This window comes from Marinoscillum pacificum (assembly GCF_024714495.1).
Taxonomy (GTDB): Bacteria; Bacteroidota; Bacteroidia; order Cytophagales; family Cyclobacteriaceae; genus Marinoscillum; species Marinoscillum pacificum.
Genome location: NZ_JAMZMJ010000001.1, coordinates 734,925 through 760,959, shown reverse-complemented (window position 1 = coordinate 760,959; position 26,035 = coordinate 734,925). Strand labels below are relative to the sequence as shown.

Below are 26,035 nucleotides of genomic sequence, written 5' to 3'. Positions count from 1 at the left end.
AATATAATAATTCCTGCGTTTTTAGAACTTAACGACGAAATGTTGCTTTTCCATAGGGTGATCTGGAAAAATAATTCCGGCTTGAAAAATGTCGATCGTTAAGCTGTATTGCTCATCTTTCACGATCTGCTTCCAGGCCTTATTCATGTCTCTGGACCAGTAGATATCGTGAATGATGATACACTTGGGTTGGATGTTCATTTCTTTGATGATGCGTAGATACCAGAAGATTGCTTCTGAGCGATGATCTGCGTCAATGAAAATCATATCAGGGTTTAACCCCAAAGAATCTCTAAAGGTATGTTCTACAAGACCCTTAACCACTCTAACATGATCATATTCTAGTTTCTGAAAGCGTTCTATGGCAAGATCTGCTATTTCTTCAATTCCTTCCATTGTCCAGACTCTGGACGCTTTGGTACTTCCAAGATAAGTAGCGTTTATTCCCAATGATGTGCCTGCTTCTAAAATGCGATCATACTGCATGTGATTGATTAGTTTGTACAAGAAGTATGAAAACTTATGGGTACTTGCTACACGACTAGCCAATCTGCCTACAGAAGTTGTGATATCTTCCAGATATCTAGGATCAGTGTACTTAATGATCTGATTGGGATTATCTACTTGGCGATGCTGCAGCAATCTGTTACTTTCCTGATCATCCCATTTCTTGATCACCTTGTTGTAAAGTTCAAACATGAAAGGGGAGTGTAAGCCATGAGCGTTGACTGCTCGCCATCTGTAGGTCAAATAGGAGGAAAATGTGTAAAGGGGAGATGCCAATTACCAGAGTTTGATCGTAAAGTTAATGGGTACTTTTATATGTCCAAAAGAGAATAGGAGAACAATTCTTTAGGGCAAATAAAATGGAGATTAGTTTAGTTTGAAAGGAACAACCATTTCAAACTTAGGAATATTGACTTTGAACTGCTTGCCATCCACCAATCTTTCCATGGTGTAATAGCCAAACATTTTTCCAAATCCAGATTTTAGATTGCATCCAGATACATATTGGTGCATTTGGCCAGGCTCAAGAATGGGTTGCTTACCAACAACACCTTCACCATCTACTTCGCGCTTAGGGAATGTCAAATCAATGATGTCCCAATGTCTGGAAAGCAATTGAATTGTTTTATCACTCAGGTTCTCAATAGTGATCTGGTAAGTGAAAACATAATGCTTCTGCACAGGGTTGGAATACTCCTGCTGATATTCAGTATCAACGGTTACTTTGATTCCTTTTGTTATGTCTGTAGTCATTGCCATGTTTCCAAGGGAAATTTATATGATTTCTCTGTTAAATTGCCAACAAAATTGACGAAAGTTTTGAATTGATCTATGGAAGTACGAATTGAACCTACGTGGAAGATTTTATTGGACGAAGAATTTGAAAAAGAGTACTTTAAAAATTTAGTGAGTTTTGTAAAGTCTGAGTATCAACAACATAGGATATACCCACCAGGTAGTCAGATTTTCAATGCCTTTCAGTATTGCCCATTGGATCAAACGAAAGTGGTCATCATTGGTCAAGATCCTTACCATGGGCCTGGGCAGGCAAATGGGCTTTGCTTTTCGGTGGCAGAAGGGGTGCGAATGCCTCCTTCATTGGTCAATATTTTCAAAGAGTTAAAAGACGATCTGGGAGTGGACATGCCACCTCATGGAAGTTTGGAATGTTGGTCCAAGCAAGGTGTACTTCTATTGAATGCTACGCTTACGGTTAGAGCAAGTACTCCGGGCTCACATCAAAACAAAGGTTGGGAAGAATTTACGGATGCAGTCATTCAAAAACTGTCTTCTGAACGAGAGGGACTGGTTTTCATCCTTTGGGGAGCGTATGCCCAGAAAAAGGGAAGTGTCATTGACACCTCGAAGCATTATGTGATCCAATCAGCGCATCCTTCTCCTTTTGCTGCTCACAAAGGCTTTTTTGGTAGTAAACCTTTCTCAAAAACCAATGAGTATTTGAGGAAAAACGGCAAAGATGTTATAAATTGGTAGTATGAGTAATAACCCTTATCAGTCGAAAAGGGAAGCTCGAAATACACTGCCAGGATTTTTTATGCTCGTTGCGTTCATACTTGCAAGCATTTTTGTAATTAGAGAAGTCGCGATTTACATCAACAGTCTTGGAGCCATTACTGATTAACTGATAACTAAGTGTATAGCCAAGATAGCCATCACAACAGGCAATATATGCCTGTGTCTGAAGAAGGGGCAAGGTTAAAAGGATGTTTCGCAATGATCCTATTCATTATTTTAGGAATTGCGGTCTTTTGGGGAATAATATTATTGATAGGGTTTTTCAAATCTATTTAATCAATCTTCATTTTCTGAAACATCATCTTCTGTTTCCTCTTCAGTTTCTAGCACCGCACCTGGTTTCGTTAAGTAAATGAGTGATTCGTGCTTCTCACTTTTTACCGTCATCCCAGTGATGAGTTCAATACTGTCTGCAGTTTTGAAGAACATTGGTATGATCTTCGACTCATGCTTGGATATGAAATCGTCATATTCTGAATTATTCTCAAAGTGTATTTCATGATAAGCATCTGCATTCCGCAAGATTTGCACCAGCATTACAAAGTCTACACGACTGTGGAACAACACGCTATCTGGTAGGGGAAGATTCGCATTGTCTGATTCTTCTTTACTGGCCAGACGATAGACATTTTCATCACCAAGTTCCTTTTCAAACCATTTACAAGCCAGATCATTTAGACCACTATTAGAAGTGATAGCAGCAAGCTTTCCAATTTTAGATAGGTCAATATCATCAAAGATAGATTCTGCTAATACGTTTGCCTGAACTGCTCTTAACCCACTTTTCTTAGCTTCTTTGATGTTAGGAGCAGAGGTGTCCACCAATAACACATAAAGTCCACCTTCTTTTAATCGCTGAGCTATTTTACGTGCCAGTTCATTTGCTCCAACAATGATATACCCTGTTGGTTCTTTACGCACCACACCAAGCAGTTTGGCAATAAACTTAGCAGAAGATCCCTGTATCACAACAGTTCCTACAATCACTGAAAATACCAGAGGTAACAGCAGTTCAGCTTCTTTTGGATCCACATAAGATCCTTCATTTAGCAGATCAAGTGAAAAGAGAGAAGCTACTGCAGCTGCAACAATTCCTTTTGGGCCAATCCAGGATATAAAGGCGATTTCTTTCCAGTTAAGGTTAGACTTCCAAGAGCTAAGAATTACTCCTACAGGTCGAATAACGAAGATTACTATCAAGAATAAAATGATACTCGATAGCCCTAATTTCTCAATCTGAATAAAATCAATTCGAGAGGAGAGAAGTATGAACAATACAGAGATCAAGATCACGGAAATGTCTTCTTTGAAAGAAAGAATCTTTTTCAATTCCTCCAATTTGACATTAGCTAAAACGATTCCCATGACCGTAGCGGCCATCAGCCCAGCTTCTGCATGAATCAATTCAGAGAATGCGAAGGTGAAGATTACTAAAGCCAAGGTAAATACGTTTCTTAAGTATTCCGGTAGTGCTTTATTACGAATCAAAGAATACAAGAAAAACGCTCCAAGACCACCAGCAACTACACCGGCAGATATCGTGATGAAGAAGTCCTGAAAGACCTCCATCGGGTATTCCTTGCCATGCTTGGATGATAAGATGAATTCATACATCAATACAGCGACCAACGCACCGAAAGGATCAATAAGAATGCCTTCCCATTTTAAAACGGTGTTGACATTGGAGTTTGGTCGAACGTTTCTAAGGATTGGAATGACCACAGTAGGGCCAGATACGATGATCAGTGCCCCAAATAGGAAGGACATCTGCCAACTCAAGTTCATGATATAGTGCGCAGAAAGTCCACCACCAACAAAAGTGACAAGTGAGCCAATTATTAATAGGTTGCGAACTGTTCCTGCAAGACTTCTGATTTCTTTGATATTCAGGGTAAGACCGCCCTCAAAAAGAATAACTCCAACAGCAATGGATACGAACGAGAATAACAAGTCTCCGGTGAAAATGGCATCACCATCTATCAGTTTGGAACCATCTTCCGTAAAAAAAGTAGAAAGAGGACCGATTGCCAAACCAATAAGAATCAATGGGAGAATGGCCGGTTGTTTGATTTTCCATGCCAACCATTGAGCAAAAATCCCTAATACAAAAATGCTTGCCAGTTCTAACATGTTAATTCGCTATTAATAACTAATCCCGAATATCGATATAAAACATGATACCGATACCCGGGATTGGGTTAAAATTTTCTAATGGAATCAGTGTATAGGATTAAAAAGTCTATTCCATCTGATTTTGTTTAAGAAAGATCCCTTATCGTCCATAGACATCCATATGAATGATGCTTCACCTACAACGTTATCTTCAGGTACGAATCCCCAATATCTGGAATCGTCTGAGTTATGACGGTTATCACCCATCATAAAGTAGTAGTTCTTTGAGAAGGTGTATTCACCAACTTCTTGACCATCAATAAATAGTTTGTTTCCTTCTATTTTTACATCATCCAGATCTTCATAATTCTGAATGGTTGAACCATATTTCGCTAAATTGTTTTCGTCAATTTTGATTGTAACCCCTCTTCCTGGGATTTCTAATGGGCCAAAATTGTCTCCATTCCAAGGAAAATAATCTGAATTAGGGAAAATGTTTGATTCTACGACTCCAACTGGTCTATTGAATATCTGAACCGAATCAATAAAATCGAAATTTTCAATGGATGATATGGATTCGTATGTAGCATGAACCGAATAACCTCGAGATTCAGTAGAGTTATAAGTTAGATTGTGTTCATTAAAGAATCTTTCAGGAAGATTTTGTTTGGTAAAAATGAAATACAAATGCTGCATTAATTCAGGATCTTTCCCTTTTTCACCATTGATGAACACTTTAGTGTCTTTTACTTCCAAAACATCGCCCGGAACTGCCACACATCTTTTGATGTAATGTGTTTTAAGGTCCAATGGGTGGTAATCACCATCAGGACGTTGGTTGTATTTATCGTTTACAGGATAATTGAATACTACCACGTCATTGCGTTCTACTTTTCCTAGAGAAGGAAGTCTGAACTGTGGAAGCTGTACCCAGTCTACATATGATGGAGATTCTGTTCCCCAGATTTTTGCGTGAGTAAGAGGAATTTGAATGGGTGTTTTTGGTGTTCTAGGCCCGTAATTGATTTTACTAACGAACAAGAAGTCACCAACCAATAAAGAGCGCTCCATAGATGGAGTAGGGATCACATAAGCTTCCATGAAGATCCATCTAATGAAAGTTGCAGCGAATACTGCGAATACGATCGCTTCAAACCACTCTTGAGAGAATGTTCTTTTTCTTTTAGGAAGTTCAGTGGCTTTACCTAGGTATTTGGTGTCGCTCCAAGCTACATATGTCATGTAGAATGGTGCTAAAATCACCCCAACACTTTGATCAAAGTACGAATATTTACCAAATGACTTGAGAAGATCTAAGTGAATAGTTAGTGCTATGAAAAAGTTGACTACAGGCACGAACAATAAAAAGATCCACCATTTTGGTCTTCCTACAATCTCTAAATGCACGTAATAATTGTAGAAAGGAACGAAGCCAATCCAACTTGGCTTTCCAGCTTTCTCGAAAAACTTGTAATAAGAGATGGATTGCAATGCATACCATCCTAGTACAAATACAAGTGTGAACGTAAGGCTAAAATCGTTTAAGTACATTTATTAGTCTTGATTTAAAAAGTCTTTAATTGATAAAACACCGGTCTCGTTAGTAGCCCACTCAGCTACTTTTATTACACCTTCTGCAAAAACTTTTCTGTCATGCGCAATGTGCTTGATCTCGATGGATTCTAAAGGAGAGTCGTAATGCACTGAATGAGTACCCGGAACTTCTCCTTCACGGATAGAGGCGATGCCTATTTTAGATGTGTCTTCAGTTAGTTCATTTACCCAACTCTTTTTAGCTGAGTTGTTGTCCATGATTCCTTCAGCAAGTGTGATGGCAGTACCAGACGGTGCATCTTTTTTATGAATGTGATGGATTTCTTCCATTTTCACTTCAAACCCTTCTAGCTGAGCCATTTTCTTGGCTAACCATTCGTTCAGCTCAAAGAATAGATTCACTCCAATGCTAAAGTTGGAAGCATACAAGAATGTTCCGTTTTTGTCATTACATAACTTTACTACTTCATCATACTTGTCTAACCAGCCGGTTGTTCCAGCAAGTGTCTTTACTCTATTGTTGAGAAGAGTGATGATGTTATTGTATGCCGAATCAGGTTGAGAAAACTCAATGGCTATATCAGTGTTATCAGGAGAAATAGAATTGATGTCATGCTGATTGTTCTGATCAATCACATAGCTAATCTCGTGACCTCTTGATTTTCCTATTGCTTCGATGGATTTACCCATCTTGCCATATCCTATAAGTGCTATTCGCATTATTTCAGTCTTAATGAAACAGAAAGTCCAACTGCTTGCGAAAATAATGGACTTGACTGAATAGAAGGGGATACTTTCATGGAAAGGTTCTCGTTGATGTCAAATTCATGCAAATGGGCAGATACGTGCGCATCAACAATATTCAACAAATAAAATGCTCCGGCTATGATGATTAGCATATCACGGTTACGTCTAAAAGCGTCCCTTTGTCTTTGTAATGCTTCTGTAGAAAAGCGACCCTCGTAAGGATTTATAGTGTTAGGATTTCCATCAGCTTCTGCGATTAGAGCATTCCTAAACTCATGATATATCCGATGATTGTAGTTGATGTAGTGACCAATTAATAGCCCGCCACCGTAAATAATAGGGATTTTCCAGTATTGATTATTGTACCCTTGTCCCAAACCAGGAAGAACAGCCGAAAAAATCGCTGCTTTGTTCGGGTCTAGTTGAGAATAGGTTTCTATCGTTTCGATATCCTCCCGGTTGAGAAAAATGGAATCAGATTGATTGATTTGTCCGGAAGATAGTAGGGGAAGGGTCATGACGAACAGTATCGCCATGACTCTGAGTGTTTTATTAAAGCTGGAGAAGCTCAAGAATTCGCTCAAGTTCTTCGGCTGATACGAAAGGAATCTTGATTTCACCTTTGTTGTTTTTATCTGCTTTGATCTTAATACTTGTCCCAAAGTGCGACGTTAATTTTTTCTGCAAGTTAGTAATCTCCGGGTTAACTTCTTCCTTTGGTTGCGGAGCTTCTTTCTTCTTGCCAAGGTCTCTTACCAATTCCTCAACTTTTCGAACAGAAAGACCTTCTGCAATGATTTTTTTGAAGATGTCCAGCTGCTGATCAATATTTTCGATATTGATGATAGCTCTTGCATGTCCCATTGATAACTGGCCGTCTCTAAGAGCAATCTGAATATCAGGTGGCAATTTCAACAATCGTAGGTAATTGTTTACGGTTGTTCTGTTTTTACCAACTCGATCTCCCAATTGCTCTTGCTTGAGGTCACATTCTGAAAGTAAACGTTGATAACTCAATGCTATTTCAATCGCATTAAGATTTTCTCTCTGAATGTTCTCAATCAACGCCATTTCCAGCATTTGCTGGTCATCGGCGGTTCTAATATACGCAGGGATCATCTCCAGGCCTGCACGCTTACTTGCTTGAAGTCTACGTTCCCCGGAGATTAACTGAAATTCTTTGTCATTAAGAGCTCTAACCGTGATTGGCTGAATGATGCCTTGTACACGAATAGATTCTGCTAGTTCTTCTAGAGCTTGCTCATTGAAATCCGTTCTGGGTTGGAAAGGGTTAACCTCTATCGCAGAAACAGGAATTTCATTGATGGCACCTTTGATGGTGGCGCCAGAACCACTAATTTCCTTTTTTTCATCTGAATCTTCGAGTAGAGCTCCAAGCCCTCTTCCCAATCCAGTCTTCTTTTTCCACTTCTTATCCGCCATCTCTGCCATTCAGTATTTACGCTGTTACTTCGTTGCGTTGCATAATCTCACGTGCCAGGTTTAGGTACGCAAGAGAACCTTTACTCTCCGCATCATGTGCAATAGCAGGTGCACCAAAACTTGGAGCCTCACTTAGCTTGATGTTTCTTGGAATCAATGTGTCAAATACCATTGACTTGAAGTGCGTTCTTACTTCATCTACTACCTGATTGGATAAGTTTAGACGTAAGTCATACATCGTCAATAGAATTCCCTCAATTTCCAACTCAGGATTCAGTCTGTTTTGGATGATCTTGATGGTGTTAAGAAGTTTGCCTAGTCCTTCAAGTGCGAAATACTCACATTGTACTGGTACAATTACTGAATCTGCAGCAGTTAGTGCATTTACAGTGATCAGACCAAGTGAAGGAGAGCAATCGATAATTATGAAGTCGTAGTTATCCTGAACCTTGGCAAGGGATTGCTTCATTTTTTCTTCTCTTTCAGCAATGCTTACCATTTCCACTTCCGCACCAACTAAGTCAATATGAGAAGGTAATAAGTCTAGATATTTGATATCTGTTGTGACAATGCTTTCTTCAACATCAGCACCGTCTACCATACATTCATACACACTGACTTCTACTTCTTTAGGGTTCTTTCCAACACCTGAAGTTGCGTTAGCCTGCGGATCAGCATCCACAATAAGCGTTCTCAACTCCAAAGCAGCAAGACTTGCTGCCAGATTAATAGCTGTAGTTGTTTTACCAACTCCACCTTTTTGGTTTGCTATAGCAATGATTTTACCCATAGTTTCGAAGAGTTTTGGATCTTTTCTAAAATGAAAAGGACACAAATATATTTAACCTGCACACAAGATAAAGACACACGCCAAAAGATTTGATATGACTTATATTATGCTTTTATCTAGTTGCTTAATAATCAAGTAATTAACATTTTGAATGTGTATAAGTCGTTGATTACTTTGATGATAATTCTTTATTTCAGTTTATGCTGGAATTTTTACTTTGAAGGTAGTGCCTTTATCCCTGCCTTCGCTGCTGGCTTCAATCTTTCCATTGTGAAGTTCTACAATACGTTTCGTGAGATATAGGCCCAATCCAGTGCTTTTTTCGTTCTTGGTTCCTTCTCGTCCATGTTTTGTGAAACGTTGGAAGATCAGGTGCTCAGTTCCAGATTCTAATCCAATACCACGGTCTTTTACAATCAATGTCACTTCACCATGATTCGAGACAGACGAAATGGTAATAATATTGCCCTCATGTGAAAATTTGATAGCATTGTTGATCAAGTTGCTAACCACATGTTCGAAGAAGGTCTCATTTACTTCAATATCAGCTTCTGGATTAACTTCATTGCTTATTTGCAATCGCTTTGCTTTCAAACGGCTGGAAGATTGTTCTATCACATGATTCACCATGCTGTGAAGTGATGTTTTGGCTTTGTCTTCAGGTGCAAGCTCCAAAGTATCTAGTTTCATCATTGTCAGAATTGACTGGAGCATTTCCAAAAGGTTCTCACCAGACTTAACAATCTGTTTCACCATCAGCTCATGATCTTCTTTGTCATCTGGATCCATTACCTGGGCCACACCGATCATTTCAGCAATAGGCGTTCTCAAATCATGTGAAAGGAGCGAAGTAAGGTCCCTTTGTGTAGAGAGCATGTTCTCTATTTTCACAATAGTGTTTTGAACGTTTTTCATCACAATACCAGCTTCGTCATTATAGCCTGTAGGAATGTTGGGAATTAATCCATGATCAGCATATTCCTCCAATGAAGTTTTTGTCTTTAATAATGGGGCCAATAAGCTATTCAGTGTAAACAAAGTAATTACCGTGGCAATCAATGTAAACACCAAAACAAGAAGGAAAACATTCATTGCTGAGAAGCCACCTCCCTGATTGTACAGGATAAATCCAATTACTGCCAGTAATGGAATGTGGATGCCAAGAAATGCAACAAAAAGGAATTTAAAAGAATACCTCTTGAGAAAAGGTACCTTAGAAAGGATTCCGTAGATTTTCATAGTGACATGGAAGGTTGATAGTATAAAGTTTCGCTAGTATAAAAATAGTTGATTTGCTTATACCTCAAAAACAAAAAACGCCCAGACTCAGGTCTGGGCGTGTGAACTTAGAAAATCTTGTAGTGACTAGTCTATTTCTTTTTAGTCTGCTTCTTTTTTTGTTCTTGAGCCTTCATAGCCTCTTCCAATCTTTGAGCGAAAGAAGACTTCTTTTTGTTGGCATTTTTCTTTTTGTTCTCTTCTAGTTTCTTCAAGATCTTGTCCTCGTCAATCACCTTTCTGAATAAAGAGATCTGTGCGAAAGAAACGATGTTGGATACGAAATAATAGAACGTAAGACCTGCAGAGTAGCTGTTCAGGAAGAACAAGAACATGATAGGCATTACGTACTGAAGAGACTTCATCGGGCCTTGTACAGTTGTTACCTGACTGTTAGACCAGGTGTAAAGAATAGTAGAAGCCGTCATCAATAACGTGAACAAACTCACGTGATCACCATAGAATGGGATTGTAAATGGCAGATTTAAAATACTATCATAAGTAGATAAATCGTGCGCCCACAAGAAGCTTTCTTGTCTTAGTTCTATCGAGTTCGGGAAGAAGTAGAACATCGAGAAAAGGATTGGCATTTGTAAAAGCATCGGGATACAACCACTCAATGGGTTGATACCTACCTTTTGGTACAAAGCCATCTGCTCTTGTTGAGCTTTCTGCATGTCGCCATCATTTCTTTCCTTGATTTCATCAAGTTCTGGCTTCAATACACGCATTTTAGCCATTCCCATGTGTGACTTATAAGTCAATGGAGCAAGTACAATACGAATGATGATTACCATAATCATGATAATGATACCGTAATTGCTGATGTATCTTTCCAGGAAGTGGAAGATCGGAATGATCGCAAACTTGTTGATCCACCTCAATACACTCCAACCTAACTCTACGTTTTCTGAGAAATCAGGAGCTACGTCTTTAAGAATGCTGTAGTTGTTAGGACCATAGTAGAATTTGAAGTCTGTTGTGTTGCCAATGAAATCTCCATAAGGCATGTTCATGGCCATTTGAACGTTCTTAATAGCACTTGAATCCTGGAAGTTGATATAACTAGATACATTACCATTAGTAAATGGTTTGCTAGCTATAATTGCAGAAGTAAAGAACTTCTGACGGAAAGACACCCAAGATGTAGCAAGTTCCAACGTTTCTTCTTCACGCTCCTCTGATTGAGCTTTTAGCTCATCTACATCACCATCGGTGAATCGGTAGATAACAGTTGATCTGTTTCTAGCATCTTTGAAGTCTTGCTCCAATCGGTTCATTCGCTGATTCCATGCGAACTTCACGTTTTGACCAATGATAGACTCTAATCCGTTTTGACGAACTGTCATGCCAATCTCGTATCCTTCACCAGGAATGGTGTAGGTATATGTCAATGATTGACCTTCCGGTAATGTCACTTGATATGCCAAAGTAGTAGTGTCGCCACTTTGAAGAACTTTACCTGACCCTTTGGAAGTGAAGTATAGTTCTGATAAGTCGATCGTTCTAGACAAGTGCTCAACATAAATATGCTGAGCAGCATGTGCATCGTCAATTAAAACCAAAGGGTTTCCTCTGAAGTCTTCGAACTCTTTCAAAACGATTTTTTGTACTGTTCCACCTTTTGAGGAGAACGACACAATCATTTGCTCATTTTCGAACGTAGTGATTTCTTCAGTTCCTACAGATGCAGGAGAGAACAAACCATATTTCATTTCATTGAGCTTAGCTTTTGCGCTATCTGAAAGGGTAGTGGTAGGAGTTGTTGCTGCTAAAGAGTCATTTCTTACCACGATTGTGTCACCTACGTTAATGGCAGATGGATCGGTTGGCTCCGGCGGTTCCGGAGCAAAAAACTGAAAGTAGATGGTGATAAACACCAACATCATTATCAATCCAATTAATTGATTTCTATCCATTATTCTCTATCTCTACTTATTAATTGCTTTCTTTTTCTCTACGATAATTGATCGCCGCTTTGACGAATTTCACGAATAGTGGGTGTGGATTAACCACAGTAGATTTTAATTCTGGGTGGAATTGAGCTCCAACGAACCATGGGTGGTCCTGGATTTCCATAATTTCTACCAGTCCAGTGTCAGGGTTAGTACCAGAAGCGATCATACCTGCTTCTTCGTACTGTGCTAAAAACTGGCTGTTGAATTCATATCTGTGACGGTGTCTTTCAGATATTTTAGTATGGCCGTAAACATTGTATGCTTTCGTGCCTTTTTTGATATTACAGTCATAAGCACCTAGACGCATGGTTCCACCCATGTTCTTGATGTTTTTCTGATCCTCCATGATGTCAATCACAGGGTATTTTGTTTTAGAATCCATCTCTGTACTGTTAGCTTTCTTAAGCGTTAGTACATTTCTAGCGAATTCTATTACAGCTACTTGCATTCCAAGACAAATTCCGAAGAAAGGAATCTTGTTTTCTCTTGCGTATTTCACCGTTAAAATCTTTCCTTCGATACCTCTTTCTCCGAACCCTGGTGCCACTAGGATACCATCCAATTCTTTGAAAAGTTTATCGGTATTTGATTCATCTACTTCTTCAGCGTGAATCCAGTTGAGCACTACTTTACTTTCATTGTAAGCTCCTGCATGTACGAAGGCTTCTACAATTGATTTATAAGCATCCTTAAGCTCAACGTATTTTCCAACTAAACCAATTCTAACCTGAGATGTAGGATTCTTCAATCTTCCTAAGAATTCCTTCCAGGCGTCGATTTTTGGTTCTCTTTTGTAAGACTGTTTGAACTTAGCCAAAACACGCTCATCCAGTTTTTCTTTTCTCATCAAGATCGGCACATCATAGATGGTTTCTGCATCTAATGATTCGATTACCGAGTTGATAGGCACGTTACAGAATAGTGCTAGTTTCTTTCTAATGTCAGAATTAAGCGGATATTCAGACCTACATACAAGGATGTCTGGCTGAATTCCAGCCTCTAACAATTCTTTTACTGAGTGCTGTGTAGGCTTGGTTTTTAATTCACCTGCTGTCTTTAAATATGGTACAAGTGTCAAGTGAATGGAGATGCAGTTGGTAGGACCAAGTTCTAGTCTTGCCTGACGAACTGCTTCTATGAATGGAAGTGATTCGATATCACCAACACATCCACCTAGCTCCGTGATAACAATGTCAAATTTGCCAGTTTCACCAAGCTTGTAAATGTTGTTTTTAATCTCATCTGTGATGTGAGGAACTACCTGAACGGTTTTACCAAGGAATTCTCCTTTACGTTCCTTTTGAATCACATTGTCATATATTCTTCCAGTAGTTACGTTATTGTCCTGAGATGTAGGGATATTCAGGAAACGCTCATAGTGTCCTAAGTCAAGATCGGTTTCGGCACCATCATCAGTCACATAGCACTCGCCATGCTCATAAGGATTAAGTGTTCCCGGATCAATATTGATGTAAGGGTCAAATTTTTGGATGGTTACAGAATAACCTCGCGCTTGAAGAAGCTTACCTAAAGAGGCTGAAATGATACCTTTTCCCAGCGAGGAAGTTACGCCGCCCGTAACGAAGATGTATTTTGCTTTGGACATTAAGAATGTGTTGTTCTGATCGTATTGTTACGGGATGCAAAGATAGGGGATTCCTGTAAATATGAACCTTATGGTTTACTTATTCTTGAAAGGAATTCTATAAATGACTGAGGCTCCGAAAAATCCGATAGGGTCCATGCTAAAATCTTCACCTGGAAGACTCACTGGAATAGAATAAGTGTAACTAACTATTAGGGAAAGTTTTTTGGAAGATAGAATGATTGGCAATGAGAAATTGTAGTTCATTATGCCGTATTTATTTTCGGAAATATCCAGGATGTTGATGATATAATTGTAGATGTCTGGATTTGATAGATATAAAACAGCGAGTTGACGTTGCCGCTCTGGATCTCTCCGGGATGTGGATTCTAAAATTTCTCTACGAATCGCTTTTTCTTCATCGCTCATTACGCTATTCGCATATTCTAAAAACTCTCTGGCGGACAAATTCTCTCTTAAATAATCATTGCTTCGGAGTTCTTCAAGCAAAGTACCATCATACAATACGGTGATTTCAGCATTACCAAAGATTGTGGAGGCAGACGGTAGGATTTTGATAGAGTTAAATTTCCACCAATTGCCGAGATTGATGGATCCAGTAACTGTTCCTACCAATCGATGAGCTAATCCATCCCCGAACAGCATGCTGTAATCCAGAGAGGCATAAATATACTTTTTAGAAAATATGAGCGTATTGCTCAAGGTATTGTTGAGGCTGTTGGATGCTCCATGATACCACCAGCGCTCATAAGATGAACTGAATCCCCAGTCTTTACCGAGTCTCCCCATGTATCCAGCGGAAAATACGGAGAGGTTATACTTTGGATCTACTCCAGAGTTCCAAAAACCAGAATAGTCAAGGAATGCCCCGCTTTTATGATAATAGGAAACACCTGGAGACATGTTTTGCTGATTGAAATCATAGTTGCGTCCAGCACTGGTAATGTTGCTGTTGTAACTCATTCTGAAGTCCAATTCAGAATATTTATAATCTTTAGCGCTAGTCAATACGCTATCCAATAAGAGAAAAATGGACATAGAATCCATCTCAGCCTCTATTTGGGCTAATTGTTCTTCTACAGAAAGCGTATTCTGTTGAGCAAAAGCTAGTTGATAGCTTGTTGCTAGGAATAAAATGGCGATTAAATGTCTCAATATCAGGTAGTGGTAGTTTGGTTAATTCTTGCGTTGCCTCATATTTTCATTATTTCTTAATCGTTGGTTTTGTAGGTCTTGACGCTGTTGCTGCTGCTCTTTGATTCGCTTAAGCAACATCTGTTTGAAATCGTCTTCTGCTTTACGCAAATTCATCAGCTGTCTGGTGGAGATAACCTCTTGCATTCTAGAAGAATAGGTCTTTTCTAGATTGAGTTGCTTTTCTCTTATCTTAAGTCCTTCGTCTAGCATTTGTTGATTCTGAGCTTCAGTAGCTTGGGAAGGATCATATCCCTGCTTGAGCTGTTGGAACTCTCTTCGTAGTGATTTTTGCTCATCAGCGAACTGTCTGTAGATAGGCCAAAATTTCTCTGCCTGATCTGGGGTGAGCTCCAGTCGTTCGGTGATCAAAGCTATTTTAGCAGCCTCTAATTTTTCCATTGCATCTGTTTGTCCATAGGACACACCTAAAGTCAACAAGAAAATAAGAATGGGTAAGTATATCTTTTTCATGGCTTCTATATGTCTAACTCATTCAAGTCAAAATTATTCATCAAATCTTCTAAATCTTCATCTTGAAGATTGATTTGGTCTATATCTGTTAGGTCGATTAAGGTTTCGTCATTTGTAAGCGAAAGAAGATCCTGTTCGGATAGTTCGGAGTTTTCCAGATAGGAAATAATATCGGTTGTTGAAACCTGAGCAATTAATTCTTCACTATCCAATGATCTGGATTGGTCATTGTTTAACCATAAGAAAAGTGCTAGAACGACCAATAGAGCAGGAGCGAGGCTCCATTGCCATCTAAAAGAGTATGACCGAGGTTTTGATGTACTTACTCTTTCCTGGATGGACTGAGTCAAATCATCAAAATACCCATCTTCTACTTTAAATGGATGCTTTATTTTGTCTATATCGTCTAAGCCTTTGCTCATGTTGTTATTTAGATTCTTTAAATACGAAAAGGTTTAATCTTCATTCAGAATATTTTCAATCTTTTTTACAGCGTGATGATAGCTAGCTTTTAACGCTCCTATACTCGTTTGAGTAACTTCAGCTATTTCTTCAAATTTCATTTCGTCAAAATACTTCAAGTTAAACACTAGTCGCTGTTTGTCTGGTAATTTCAATAAGGCTTTTTGAAGCTTCATTTCTATTTCTTCTCCGGATATCATGTCCGAATTAGTCAGATGATCTTCCAAAAAATCAGAATAGTTGCTCATGGAAAACATTTTCCAGCGATTTTTCTTTTTCAAAAAGTTGAGACATTCGTTCGTGGCAATTCTGTACAGCCACGTGAAGAGACCTGACTCACCTCTGAACTTCTCCAGGTTGTTCCATGCTTTCATAAAGGTGTTTTGTGTGATGTCATCCGCATCTTCATGTACGATTACCATTTTGCGAACATGCCAATAGACTCGCTCCTGATAGTTTTGCAACATCAGGTTGAATCCATAGTTTTTTGTTTCCGGATTCTTAAGTTTGTCTATGATAAACGAATCTTCCAAGGTTTCAGGTAGTACACCCCTTTGATTATCAGACGACAAAAAGGTTTAATTCAGATTGTAATTTTTTTTATTTTGCAGAACAACATGAATCTTTGTGTCGTTACATTATATGTAGTTGTAAATAATTTTATTTTCCGAAAAGCTGATGGGAATATCTGAAGATATCAAACAAAGTCATTTTAAAAGTGAATTTAACAAAGCCATTGTTAATATTATCTATACCAATAGTTGGTTAAATCAATCTCAGGTTGGTTTTTTCAAACAGTTTGATGTAACCACTCCTCAATACAATTTATTAAGAATACTTAGGGGGCAATACCCAAATCCGGCCACAGTTAATTTGTTGATAGAGAGAATGTTGGATAAAAGCTCTAATGCATCAAGGATTGTGGATAAACTAGAAGCTAAAGGGTTGGTGCAAAGAAAGCAGTGTTCTAAGGATAGGAGAGCTGTAGATGTGGTAATCACTCAGCAAGGATTGGATCTCTTAGCTGAAATCGATGGAGAGATGGAACGTTGGGAAAATAGCTTTAAGAATTTGTCAGAAGAAGAATGTGCTACTCTCAATTCTTTACTCGACAAAATGAGAGTAGCACCATTATCAGAAGAGCTTCAAGGTTAAATTTCTCGAAGCATTTCCATCAGACCAGCTATTTTGCCTTTAGGTCTTACCACCAACAAAGGAATATCTGAATCCACCTGGATTAATTTTTCAGCTTTACTACCAATGAATAATGATGCTGCCGCTGTGCGCCCTTTTGCGCCGATTACGATAAGGTCAGCATCTATTTTCTTGGCTGTCTTATAAATGTCCTTAGTGATATCATCGTCTTTATCGAGCGTGTATGTTTGCTCCAGCTTGATATTTCTAAGGTCTACTTCATTTACAAATTTCTTGTAATCGCCTTTGGCGTGATCTTTCATGATTTCAGAGAACTCTTTGAAAGATTTACCAGTATAGTGATATCCTACAGGTACTTGATATACATTCTGAATGGTCAAAATAGCATTTGCATTCTTTGATTTTCTCAAAAGAGTAGCCGCTTTTTCCACAGCCTTCTTAGAATAATCTGAGAAATCGGTAGGAACCAATACTTTATTTAGCTTCAAATCAGCACCCTTTGGAATGATCAACAGGGAACAAGCGATTCTTCTGGCAATTCTTGTGATCTGAATCCCACCACCTTTTTGCTCATTCTTTCTTCCTAATATTACCAGGTCAATTTTTTCATTACCTGCATATTTCAAGATGGTTTTAGTTACCTGTCCTTCATCAACTATTACATTGATAATGACCTCAGCTTCTGTATAATTAAAGTGCTTGTTTACTTTGTCCTGAATTTCATTTTGGCGTTCTTCAATAGCCTTGTCAAGGATGTCTGGAAATTCTCGTTTGATGGAATCCGGTAGGTTCATTTCCTTCAATACATTGACGAAATAAACGGATTTGGAGCCTGAAAGCTTACATACCTCAGATGCAGCCTTGATCAGGCTTTTATCCATGTCGGAGTTATCTAAACCAACGAGTATTTTACTGTATTTATACATGTTCTTAAACGAGTAAAGCGATTTTTCCGCAAAAGTATAACTAATTCAAGATACCAATTTTTAAAAACGTAATAAAGTTCCAAATTTTCTTAAGAAATTTTTGGGTTTCACCGTTCATGATGTTGGTCTCTTTCAGGTAATACTATTTGAGACCAAATTTTGTTCTGTTAAAATGACGCAATAATATCACAGATCATTTCAACTTGCTCTTTTGAATGAACAGGGAAGTTGGCAATTCGGATGTGACTGTCTTTGTAAGAGCCATATCCTTTGCCAATAATAAATCCTTTATCAGCTAGAACTTTCAGAATTGCTGCATTTCCACCCTCGCATTCAGCCACGATAACCGTTTTAGAGCGGGTTGTCTTGGAATCTATATATGGCTTGAATTTAGCATTTTGCTCTAGTGCTTGATATAGAATAGTCGCTTTATATATAGTGTCATTTTGGATCATCTTTGGTGTCCTGAAAAGCATGTCATCACAGACCTTTCCAAGCAAGTAGATACCCAGTATGTTAGGGGTTTCTGGAGTCTGGTTTTTGTCTCCATTTGCCTTCAAATCACTCAAATCGTGATAACTACCCGTAACAAGCCCTGCTTCCTTGACCTTTTCGTACTTTTCGAAGCATCTTTGGTTTAGGATCCAAACTCCAAGTCCAGCAGGAAGTCCGAAGCATTTCTGAACTGAGAAATAGGCTGTATCTACCAGGTTTAAATCAAACCCCACAGCTGGGAATGCACTTACTGCATCCAGGGCTATGAGTTTTTCAGGATAAGTTTCTCGGAGTTTCTTGATTTTTTCTACATCAAAGCCAAATCCAATACTTGTTTCGTTCAACGTTACTGAAATCAACTCTGCTTTATCAGGCACCTCAAGACTCTCATAATCTGCTCCATCTGCTACTTTGGTAGTTGTAGCATCTTTTTGATAGCTCTCAGCAAACTGATGGAATTTCTTCGCAAAAGAGCCATTAATAAAGTGATGAGAGGATTCGATCACTAGGTTTTGAATGATGCGTTCCCATACTTCATTGGCAGAAGAGGTGAAGTATATTTCATATCCATCAGGGATATTTAGTAATGCTTTCAGCGAAGCGCGGGTTGATTCAAATATTTTTTGAAAAGCAGCGCTGCGGTGAGAAATGCACATAACATCCTCTTTTACAGCATTTTTTAGATGATCTGGGACTGTGTAATAAATTTGAGACGGTCCTGGAGTGAAATATATCTTGTGATTCATCTGGTATATTGATACGCTAATTTTAAGTTTGCAAAGTCGTTCGGATTATTGTTTTTAAACCTAACACTAAAACAATACCGAGTCAAGTGGGGTGGCAAAATTGGGCCTCATGTCAGTTTTCGAATTGGCACCTCGTAGCAGTCTTTGACTGTTTCAGGATAACAGTGGATCTTTGACCCATCTTCACAGCTCAAATCCTTATTTTCTAGGGGTTTAATTACACTTCGGACGATATTAAAAGCTTTCGGTACTCCCGAAGGCTTTTTTTATGCTCTTGTTTCCATCCATTTGAAAGTGCGGTTGACAATTTTGAGTGCAAGCTTGATTTTCTTAACACTTATCATGTCATGTGATTCGTCATACATGGTGACGCCATCAGCAAAAAGAACAACTTGAGGAAATTCATGTTGGATACCCGCTAATTCAGCTATCTCCAAAGATACGTCTCTGTCTTTCATATCATCTACGATGTACAGATCAACTATTTCCTTGGATATGGTCCAATTTGTTTCAAGTTCAACCTTTTTCTCAATGCTATCAGGAGAGGATGCCCTATGCTTAAAAACAAGAGCAGGCTTCTGCTTAGATCCCTCGATTACTTGCTCGAGGGCATCAAGACTATTGATTGATTTCCAAAGCGGTGAATGACTCATTGGCGACTAATATAGCTCTAAATTCCGTTTCAACAAAAAACGTGTTCGCGGATTGAATTCTAAGTTAAAGAATAAATGAATTCCAAACTAGTACAACACTCTGAATCTAATTGTTTCCTTAATGTTTTTCAGATTTTTGATGACCTCCTCATCATAATTCTTATTGATATCAGTGATAACGTATCCGATTTCCTCGTTAGTCTTCAAATACTGTCCCACGATGTTCAGGTTATGATTCGCTAAGATATGGTTGATTTTAGCCAATATACCTGGTTCGTTCTTATGTATATGAATGAATCGATGTGCATTCTTAAGAGTAGGAAGTACAATGTTCGGGAAGTTTACACTATTATTGGTAGATCCCGTATTGATGTATTCCATGATCTTGCCAGGAACGAAATCAGCAATGTTTTCCTGCGCTTCCAAAGTGCTACCTCCAATATGTGGAGTCAAGATAGTGTTTGGAAGACCTCTCAATTCTGAAACAAATTCTTCATCGTTGCTTTTTGGTTCCTCTGGGTATACGTCTACGCCTACACCTCTGATTTTTCCAGAAAGCACGTATTTCTTTAATGCGGCGATATCCACTACTGGTCCTCTAGCAAGGTTCAAGAAGATTACTCCATCTTTCATTTTAGAGAAATGCTCTTCTTTCATGAATCCAGCATTCTCGGGACGACCATCTATATGAAGTGAGATCATATCTGAAGTCTCCAGCAACTCATCCATGGATTTGCACTGTGTTGCATTTCCGAGAGCAAGCTTCTCTTCCAGATCAAAGAACTGGACTTTGATGCCAATGGATTCTGCTACTACTGAAAGTTGAGCACCAATATTGCCATATCCGATAATTCCGAGTGTCTTACCTCTTACTTCAAAACTACCCTTAGCAGATTTATCCCAAACACCATTGTGCATGGAAACATTCTTGTCAGCGATGTTTCTCATCAATAGGATAATCTCAGCAATTGCTAATTCTACCACAGATCTGGTGTTAGAGAAAGGTGCGTTAAATACCGCAACTCCTTTGCGCTGACATTCCACCAAATCAATTTGGTTAGTACCTATACAGAATGCTCCAACAGCCAATAGTCTGTTTGCATTGTCTAATACCTTCTTAGTGATATTCGTTTTTGATCGAATACCGATGATGGAAACGTCTTTAATTGCTTCGCAAAGCTCATCCTCATCCATTCCGGCTGGATGTACTTTGACGTTATATCCTTCTTCCTGGAGTTTTCTAACCCCATGTTCGTGAATGTTTTCCAAAAGCAGCACATTGATACGGCTTTTTGGATAGGAGAGGGCTCTTTCCATCTTATTTAAATATAGTACTTCGTCTAAGTTAGGGGCTTCGTGATCAGCGTTCTCAAGAACGTTTTGTCGCCTTACATTCTCTGTAAAAGCGTAAAACTTGTGTGCGATACCAGCTTTTTTGATTTCATAATCGGTATAACCATCACCAAGCACATATACTTCGCCTTCTAAATGCAATGATTTGATCTTGTTTGGTTTGCCGTTGTTTTGAGAAAGCATGTTGTCTTTATCAAAACCGACGATGTTGCCAGACTCATCGTACACAAATTCATTGGCGAAAACTCTGTCTTCTGAAATCCCAAAATGCTCCACTATTGGAACAATGAAATCCTTAAATCCATTCGAAAGGATATAAATCTGATCAGAATATTTCTTGATAAACTCCTTATTTCGCTGAAAAGACTCAGAAACTTGCTCACTTAGTCTGGCAATAAGCTCAGGCAAGTCTGATTTGTGTGCTCTCAAGATTTCAATACGCTGCTCAAGTGATTCTCTAAACGAAATCTTACCCTCCATACCAAGGTCAGTGATGTCTTTGATCTTCTGAAGAGAAGTCTCAGCATCATCCTTTCCTCTAAGGGAGATTTCGCAGAGCACATCAAGTGCCTCTACTCTGGTGAAAGTACTATCAAAATCAATTACGAAATGTTTCTGATTTTCCATAAGTTCGCTATCTCTGAAAGGCCCCAAAATTAAGAACCTTCATGGCATATAGAACTATCATTTTCGGATTATTCCTTATTTTTTTTCAAAATGTATACTCCCAGAAAATTGGCTCTCCTGCAATTTTAGAAAAATTACAAAAAGACATAGATTCTATTGTGAATTCCGCAATTTCGAAAGAAGCTTTTCCTGGGGCGGTAATTTACGCTAGTTATCAGGGTAAACCTTTGGTGTACCAATCTTATGGTTTTCATACCTATGATAGTCTTGATCATGTCTATGTTTCGGATATTTATGACCTGGCTTCATTGACCAAAGTGATGGCTTCTACCATGGCTTTGATGAAGCTATATGATGAAGGAAAAATACATCTCGATGATCAGATCAATGACTATGTTTCTGGACTCGGATGGAGCAAGTTTGGTAAGGTGACACTCAGAGAAGCATTAGCTCATCAAGGAGGTATCAAAAGTTGGATTAGATATTACACCGAGATACAAAAGAAGAATGGTCAATACAAGCATAACACTATTGCGGCTGAATATTCGGAAGACTTTCCAATCAAGATTTCCGAAGGGAAATACCTGCATAAAGACTTCTATGAGAAGAAGATCAAAAAAATGATCAAGAAAACTTCTGTAGAGGAAAATCCGCAGTATGTATATTCTGGTTTGTTGTTCTATTTGGTTCCTGAAATAGTTCAGAGCCTTTCTGGCCAATCATTAGATCAATACTTAAGGAGCAGCTTCTATGACTCCTTATATATGGAGACGGTTTGTTTCAATCCTGCAAATCATTTTCCACTTCATAGAATAGTGCCTACGGAAATAGATACCTTCTTTAGAAATGAGCCAATACATGGTACAGTACATGATGAAGGTGCAATTTTAATGAACGGAATATCTGGAAATGCTGGGCTTTTTGGGAATGCTATTGATGTGGCTGCGCTATGGGAAATGCTACTATCTGATGGATTTGTTGATGGAAAACAGTATTTTAAACCTTCAACGATTAACTTATTCACAGCAACACAATATGGAAATTTGGATAATCGCAGAGGGTTGGGGTTTGATAAGCCACTACTTGAATACGATGAAGCTAAAAGTAGTGTCGCAAAGTCTGCTGGTGTGCGAAGCTTTGGACATACAGGGTATACGGGTACCTTAGTTTGGGCTGATCCAGATTATGAGTTGGTCTTTGTGTTTTTATCCAATAGAGTGTATCCCGATCGAACGCATACCAACATCTATAAATACAACGTTAGGCCTACTATCCACCAGTTGATTTATGATTACTTAGATTTGCAGCTAGAAAAATGACTTTTTTCTAAACAATCGGGCAGAATGCCTGTTGCTTATTCAAAGCAATTATCTAATCTAAAAGACTTACAGCTGGTTTGAGTATCCATTGGATCGACCTCCTCATCTTCATTGTTTACATGGTAGCAATGTTGGGAGTAGGGGTTTTCTTTCTTAACAAAAACAAAAGTACAGACGATTATTATGTGGGAGGCAGGACAATGTCTTCATGGCACGTTGGCCTCTCGGTGGTTGCCACCGATGTAGGTGGCGGATTTTCAATAGGCCTCGGTGGCCTTGGTTTTACAATGGGGCTTTCTGGTTCCTGGATGTTGTTCACAGGGCTAATCGGAGCATGGCTGGCAGCTGTGGTTTTGATTCCCAGACTCAGTGAGCTTCCCCAATTCAAGAAACTTTTCACTTTCCCGCAAATCTTTAGCATTTTCTATGATAAGAAGACAGCTCTTTTAGCTGGGATCATATCCGCTATTGGTTACGCGGGATTTACCAGTTCACAGTTATTAGCTGGAGCGAAGTTGGCTTCATCCACTTTTGAAGGGTTGAACCTTAATTACGCTCTTATAATAATGGGTGTGATAGCAGTGGTTTATACCGTAATGGGCGGATTGAAAGCGGTGATTTACACCGATACCATTCAATGGGCGCTTTTACTGTCCGGGTTGGTATTTATCGGGCTTCCGCTTGGCTACATTGAAATTGGTGGCTATGAAAAGATCAAGGAAGTTCTTCCTCCAGAGTTTTTAACACTTTCCAATATCAGTTGGCAGGATATTGTCAACTGGGGAGTGACCATTATTCCAATATGGTTTGTTGGTATGACGCTATATCAAAGAATTTATGCCTGCAAAAGCAAAAAGGAAGCACAAAAGGCCTGGTACATCGCAGGACTTTTCGAATGGCCTGTAATGGCATTTATGGGAGTATGTTTAGGGATGTTTGCTCGTGTAGGAGCAGAATCTGGTATGTTCGAATACCTGGGCTATTCCAGTGCAGCTGGTATGGATGCAGAAACAGGTCTTCCTATGCTGTTAAGAACCATTTTACCCGCAGGACTGATGGGACTAATGATGGCTTCTTACTTTTCCGCTGTTCTTTCTACGGCTGATAGTTGCTTGATGGCTTCATCAGGTAATCTGGTGACGGATATTATCGGTTACCAAAATGCTGATCAGAAGAAGTTTTTACGTCTGTCCCAAATTTTAACCTTAGTTATAGGTGCATTAGCACTCCTGCTGGCATCGATGATGCAAAGCGTACTGGAGTTAATGCTGTATTCCTATGCTTTCATGGTTTCAGGTTTGTTTATTCCAGTTTTAGGTGGTTTATTTTTGAAGAAACCAAATCCTAATGCAGCCTTTTGGTCCATGTTGTTGGGTGGTGGAACCACCATTACCTTAATAGTATGGGGAGTTGACTTGCCGTTTGGCTTAGATGCAAACATATTCGGTATATCAGCCTCCTTGATTTCATTCATTTTAATCAATCAATTCAAACATAAATAAGTAGTAAAATGCTAGATATAAAAGTTCTTAGACCTTCAGATACCGTCGGATTAATAGAAATGGAGCAAATCCGTGATTTCTTATTCGAACATTTAGACCAGTATGGAGATGAGCGTGCTGACATCATGAAAGCGATCAACTATGCACTGAGCAAAGGAATTACTCCAGGCGGATTTGTAGTAGTCGGAAGGGACGAAGGAGAAATAGTAGGTGCAGTAGTAGTCAACAAAACAGGTATGGAAGGTTACATTCCTGAAAATATCCTGGTATACATCGCAGCTCACAGAGAGAAACGCGGTAAAGGATATGGCAAAGCAATGATGCAAAAAGCTATTGAAACTGCAGAAGGAAACATAGCTTTACACGTAGAGCCAGATAACCCAGCTAAAAAATTGTATGAGAAGCTTGGGTTTACGAATAAGTATCTGGAAATGCGTTTAAATAAATCATAGTCAATGACTACAAATATTTTTGATGATGCAATTGCCTTACGTAGGCATTTGCATCAACACCCCGAATTATCTTGTCAGGAAAAAGAAACATCTAAAACCCTCTTTACAAAATTAAAAGCTGAGTGTGCTCCGCATCAGCTGATCGAATTTGATCAATACGGAATAGCAGCTATCTATAATGGTAGCCAACCGGGTAAAACCATCATGATCCGTGGGGATTTTGATGCTTTGCCGATTGAAGAGATCAATGAATTTGAACATAAATCAATCTATCCGGGTGTAAGTCACAAGTGTGGACATGATGGCCATGCATCTATATTATATGCTTTAGCAAGAACCTTTAAGGATCAACCATTGGATATCGGAACAGTGATATTATTGTTCCAACCTGCGGAGGAGAATGGAGAGGGTGCGAAAGGAATCATCAACGATCCCAAGTTTGCAGATTTAGCTCCTGATTATGTGGTTGCTTTGCACAATCTACCCGGTTATCCATTACATTCTGTCGTTTGGAAAGAAGGTCCATTTACAGCTGCGGCTAACAGTATTATTGTAAAGTTAAAAGGAAAAACCTCTCACGCTGCAGAGCCTGAGAAGGGTTTCAACCCTGCTTTGGCAATGGCCGAAATTACGCAAGCATATCTTGAAAGCAACGTACCTGATTTAACGGATCCAAATTTTAAGATTGCTACACCTATATATACGACCATGGGTGATAGATCATATGGAGTATCTGCTGGCTACGGTGAACTTCACTATACGCTAAGAGCGTGGAAAAATGAGGTGATCAGACAATTTGAAAAAGATTGTGAACAAATAGCTAGAGAAATAGGAGCGAAGCATGGTTTGACCGTGGATATTGATTGGACTCAAAGTTTCTTTGCCAATAAAAACAATGAGACGGTAATTAATGCAGTGAAAGCTGCAGCTGAAAAACAGGAGCTTCAGACTATTCAAAGAGATACTCCCTTTAAATGGGGCGAAGACTTTGGTATATTTACAGAAAAGTTTCCAGGAGCAATGTTTGGGATAGGTTCAGGAGAAAACTGCCCAGCTTTACATAATCCGGATTACGATTTTCCGGATGAGATCATTGAAACTGCAACAACTATCTTTCATCAGGTAGTCTCCAACCTACAACACTAA

Annotated in this window: 26 protein-coding genes; 7 read left to right on the top strand and 19 right to left on the bottom strand. The window is 38.9% G+C overall.

Annotation, left to right across the window (positions count from 1 at the left end; all coding sequences use genetic code 11):
- Window positions 1-21 precede the first annotated feature (21 nt).
- Entirely contained in the window at window positions 22-699 is a 678-nt protein-coding gene (locus tag NXS00_RS03295; RefSeq protein ID WP_258097689.1) for an O-methyltransferase, read from the bottom strand.
- A gap of 174 nt (window positions 700-873) precedes the next feature.
- Window positions 874-1,260 carry a Co2+/Mg2+ efflux facilitator ApaG/CorD gene (gene apaG, locus NXS00_RS03290; RefSeq protein ID WP_258098441.1) on the bottom strand — a complete coding sequence of 129 codons (387 nt, stop codon included), beginning with the start codon at window positions 1,258-1,260 and terminating at the stop codon, window positions 874-876.
- Window positions 1,261-1,338: 78 nt separating this feature from the next.
- Here apaG and ung point away from each other — a divergent pair, with 78 nt between their 5' ends.
- The gene (gene ung / locus NXS00_RS03285) at window positions 1,339-2,001 is read left to right on the top strand and encodes a uracil-DNA glycosylase (RefSeq protein ID WP_258097688.1); all 663 of its coding nucleotides are present in this window, start codon (window positions 1,339-1,341) and stop codon (window positions 1,999-2,001) included.
- 1 nt (window position 2,002) lies between these two features.
- Window positions 2,003-2,149: a hypothetical protein gene (locus NXS00_RS03280; protein ID WP_258097687.1), complete on the top strand. Its 147-nt coding sequence runs from the start codon at window positions 2,003-2,005 to the stop codon at window positions 2,147-2,149.
- A 170-nt stretch (window positions 2,150-2,319) separates the two neighbouring features.
- On the opposite strand, the gene NXS00_RS03275 is transcribed toward NXS00_RS03280, so the two are convergent.
- The 13 genes from NXS00_RS03275 to NXS00_RS03210 all read right to left on the bottom strand — a co-directional run bounded on the left by NXS00_RS03275 (window position 2,320) and on the right by NXS00_RS03210 (window position 16,194).
- Window positions 2,320-4,173 (bottom strand): cation:proton antiporter, encoded by a 1,854-nt coding sequence (locus NXS00_RS03275; protein ID WP_258097686.1) that lies wholly within the window; start codon window positions 4,171-4,173, stop codon window positions 2,320-2,322.
- A gap of 87 nt (window positions 4,174-4,260) precedes the next feature.
- Window positions 4,261-5,706 carry a signal peptidase I gene (gene lepB / locus NXS00_RS03270; protein ID WP_308708395.1) on the bottom strand — a complete coding sequence of 482 codons (1,446 nt, stop codon included), beginning with the start codon at window positions 5,704-5,706 and terminating at the stop codon, window positions 4,261-4,263.
- Window positions 5,707-5,709: 3 nt separating this feature from the next.
- Window positions 5,710-6,429, bottom strand: coding sequence for a 4-hydroxy-tetrahydrodipicolinate reductase (gene dapB, locus NXS00_RS03260; protein ID WP_258097685.1), 720 nt, complete (start codon window positions 6,427-6,429; stop codon window positions 5,710-5,712).
- Complete coding sequence (locus tag NXS00_RS03255; protein WP_258097684.1) at window positions 6,429-6,992, bottom strand: DUF5683 domain-containing protein; 564 nt, start codon at window positions 6,990-6,992, stop codon at window positions 6,429-6,431. Before NXS00_RS03255 ends, dapB begins: the two co-directional genes overlap by 1 nt.
- Window positions 6,993-7,008: 16 nt before the next feature.
- Complete coding sequence (locus tag NXS00_RS03250) at window positions 7,009-7,899, bottom strand: ParB/RepB/Spo0J family partition protein (RefSeq protein WP_258097683.1); 891 nt, start codon at window positions 7,897-7,899, stop codon at window positions 7,009-7,011.
- Between the two features lie 16 nt (window positions 7,900-7,915).
- On the bottom strand, window positions 7,916-8,689 hold the full coding sequence (locus NXS00_RS03245; RefSeq protein WP_258097682.1) for a ParA family protein: 774 nt from the start codon (window positions 8,687-8,689) through the stop codon (window positions 7,916-7,918).
- A 198-nt stretch (window positions 8,690-8,887) separates the two neighbouring features.
- Window positions 8,888-9,928, bottom strand: a complete 1,041-nt coding sequence (locus NXS00_RS03240; protein WP_258097681.1) for a sensor histidine kinase — start codon at window positions 9,926-9,928, stop codon at window positions 8,888-8,890.
- A 131-nt stretch (window positions 9,929-10,059) separates the two neighbouring features.
- Window positions 10,060-11,886 (bottom strand): membrane protein insertase YidC, encoded by a 1,827-nt coding sequence (gene yidC / locus NXS00_RS03235; protein ID WP_258097680.1) that lies wholly within the window; start codon window positions 11,884-11,886, stop codon window positions 10,060-10,062.
- 19 nt (window positions 11,887-11,905) lie between these two features.
- Window positions 11,906-13,531, bottom strand: coding sequence for a CTP synthase (gene pyrG / locus NXS00_RS03230; protein WP_258097679.1), 1,626 nt, complete (start codon window positions 13,529-13,531; stop codon window positions 11,906-11,908).
- Between the two features lie 75 nt (window positions 13,532-13,606).
- Window positions 13,607-14,686 carry a TorF family putative porin gene (locus tag NXS00_RS03225; protein WP_258097678.1) on the bottom strand — a complete coding sequence of 360 codons (1,080 nt, stop codon included), beginning with the start codon at window positions 14,684-14,686 and terminating at the stop codon, window positions 13,607-13,609.
- Window positions 14,687-14,707: 21 nt separating this feature from the next.
- On the bottom strand, window positions 14,708-15,199 hold the full coding sequence (locus NXS00_RS03220; RefSeq protein ID WP_258097677.1) for a hypothetical protein: 492 nt from the start codon (window positions 15,197-15,199) through the stop codon (window positions 14,708-14,710).
- A 5-nt stretch (window positions 15,200-15,204) separates the two neighbouring features.
- Window positions 15,205-15,621, bottom strand: a complete 417-nt coding sequence (locus NXS00_RS03215) for a hypothetical protein (RefSeq protein ID WP_258097676.1) — start codon at window positions 15,619-15,621, stop codon at window positions 15,205-15,207.
- 33 nt (window positions 15,622-15,654) lie between these two features.
- Complete coding sequence (locus NXS00_RS03210) at window positions 15,655-16,194, bottom strand: RNA polymerase sigma factor (RefSeq protein WP_258097674.1); 540 nt, start codon at window positions 16,192-16,194, stop codon at window positions 15,655-15,657.
- Between the two features lie 145 nt (window positions 16,195-16,339).
- Here NXS00_RS03210 and NXS00_RS03205 point away from each other — a divergent pair, with 145 nt between their 5' ends.
- Window positions 16,340-16,816 carry a MarR family winged helix-turn-helix transcriptional regulator gene (locus NXS00_RS03205; RefSeq protein ID WP_258097673.1) on the top strand — a complete coding sequence of 159 codons (477 nt, stop codon included), beginning with the start codon at window positions 16,340-16,342 and terminating at the stop codon, window positions 16,814-16,816.
- Here the strand turns inward: NXS00_RS03205 and NXS00_RS03200 are convergent.
- The 4 genes from NXS00_RS03200 to serA all read right to left on the bottom strand — a co-directional run bounded on the left by NXS00_RS03200 (window position 16,813) and on the right by serA (window position 21,616).
- On the bottom strand, window positions 16,813-17,742 hold the full coding sequence (locus NXS00_RS03200; RefSeq protein ID WP_258097671.1) for a universal stress protein: 930 nt from the start codon (window positions 17,740-17,742) through the stop codon (window positions 16,813-16,815). The two genes, NXS00_RS03205 and NXS00_RS03200, sit on opposite strands and share 4 nt — an antisense overlap.
- Window positions 17,743-17,909: 167 nt before the next feature.
- Window positions 17,910-18,983 (bottom strand): aminotransferase class V-fold PLP-dependent enzyme, encoded by a 1,074-nt coding sequence (locus NXS00_RS03195; RefSeq protein ID WP_258097670.1) that lies wholly within the window; start codon window positions 18,981-18,983, stop codon window positions 17,910-17,912.
- Between the two features lie 266 nt (window positions 18,984-19,249).
- Entirely contained in the window at window positions 19,250-19,636 is a 387-nt protein-coding gene (locus NXS00_RS03190; protein WP_258097669.1) for a monothiol bacilliredoxin BrxC family protein, read from the bottom strand.
- An 87-nt stretch (window positions 19,637-19,723) separates the two neighbouring features.
- Window positions 19,724-21,616 (bottom strand): phosphoglycerate dehydrogenase, encoded by a 1,893-nt coding sequence (gene serA, locus NXS00_RS03185; protein ID WP_258097668.1) that lies wholly within the window; start codon window positions 21,614-21,616, stop codon window positions 19,724-19,726.
- A gap of 41 nt (window positions 21,617-21,657) precedes the next feature.
- Here serA and NXS00_RS03180 point away from each other — a divergent pair, with 41 nt between their 5' ends.
- The 4 genes from NXS00_RS03180 to NXS00_RS03165 all read left to right on the top strand — a co-directional run bounded on the left by NXS00_RS03180 (window position 21,658) and on the right by NXS00_RS03165 (window position 26,035).
- The gene (locus NXS00_RS03180; protein ID WP_258097667.1) at window positions 21,658-22,935 is read left to right on the top strand and encodes a serine hydrolase domain-containing protein; all 1,278 of its coding nucleotides are present in this window, start codon (window positions 21,658-21,660) and stop codon (window positions 22,933-22,935) included.
- A gap of 83 nt (window positions 22,936-23,018) precedes the next feature.
- Window positions 23,019-24,437, top strand: coding sequence for a sodium:solute symporter family protein (locus NXS00_RS03175; protein WP_258098440.1), 1,419 nt, complete (start codon window positions 23,019-23,021; stop codon window positions 24,435-24,437).
- An 8-nt stretch (window positions 24,438-24,445) separates the two neighbouring features.
- Window positions 24,446-24,889, top strand: a complete 444-nt coding sequence (locus tag NXS00_RS03170) for a GNAT family N-acetyltransferase (protein WP_258097666.1) — start codon at window positions 24,446-24,448, stop codon at window positions 24,887-24,889.
- Between the two features lie 3 nt (window positions 24,890-24,892).
- Window positions 24,893-26,035, top strand: a complete 1,143-nt coding sequence (locus NXS00_RS03165; protein WP_258097665.1) for an amidohydrolase — start codon at window positions 24,893-24,895, stop codon at window positions 26,033-26,035.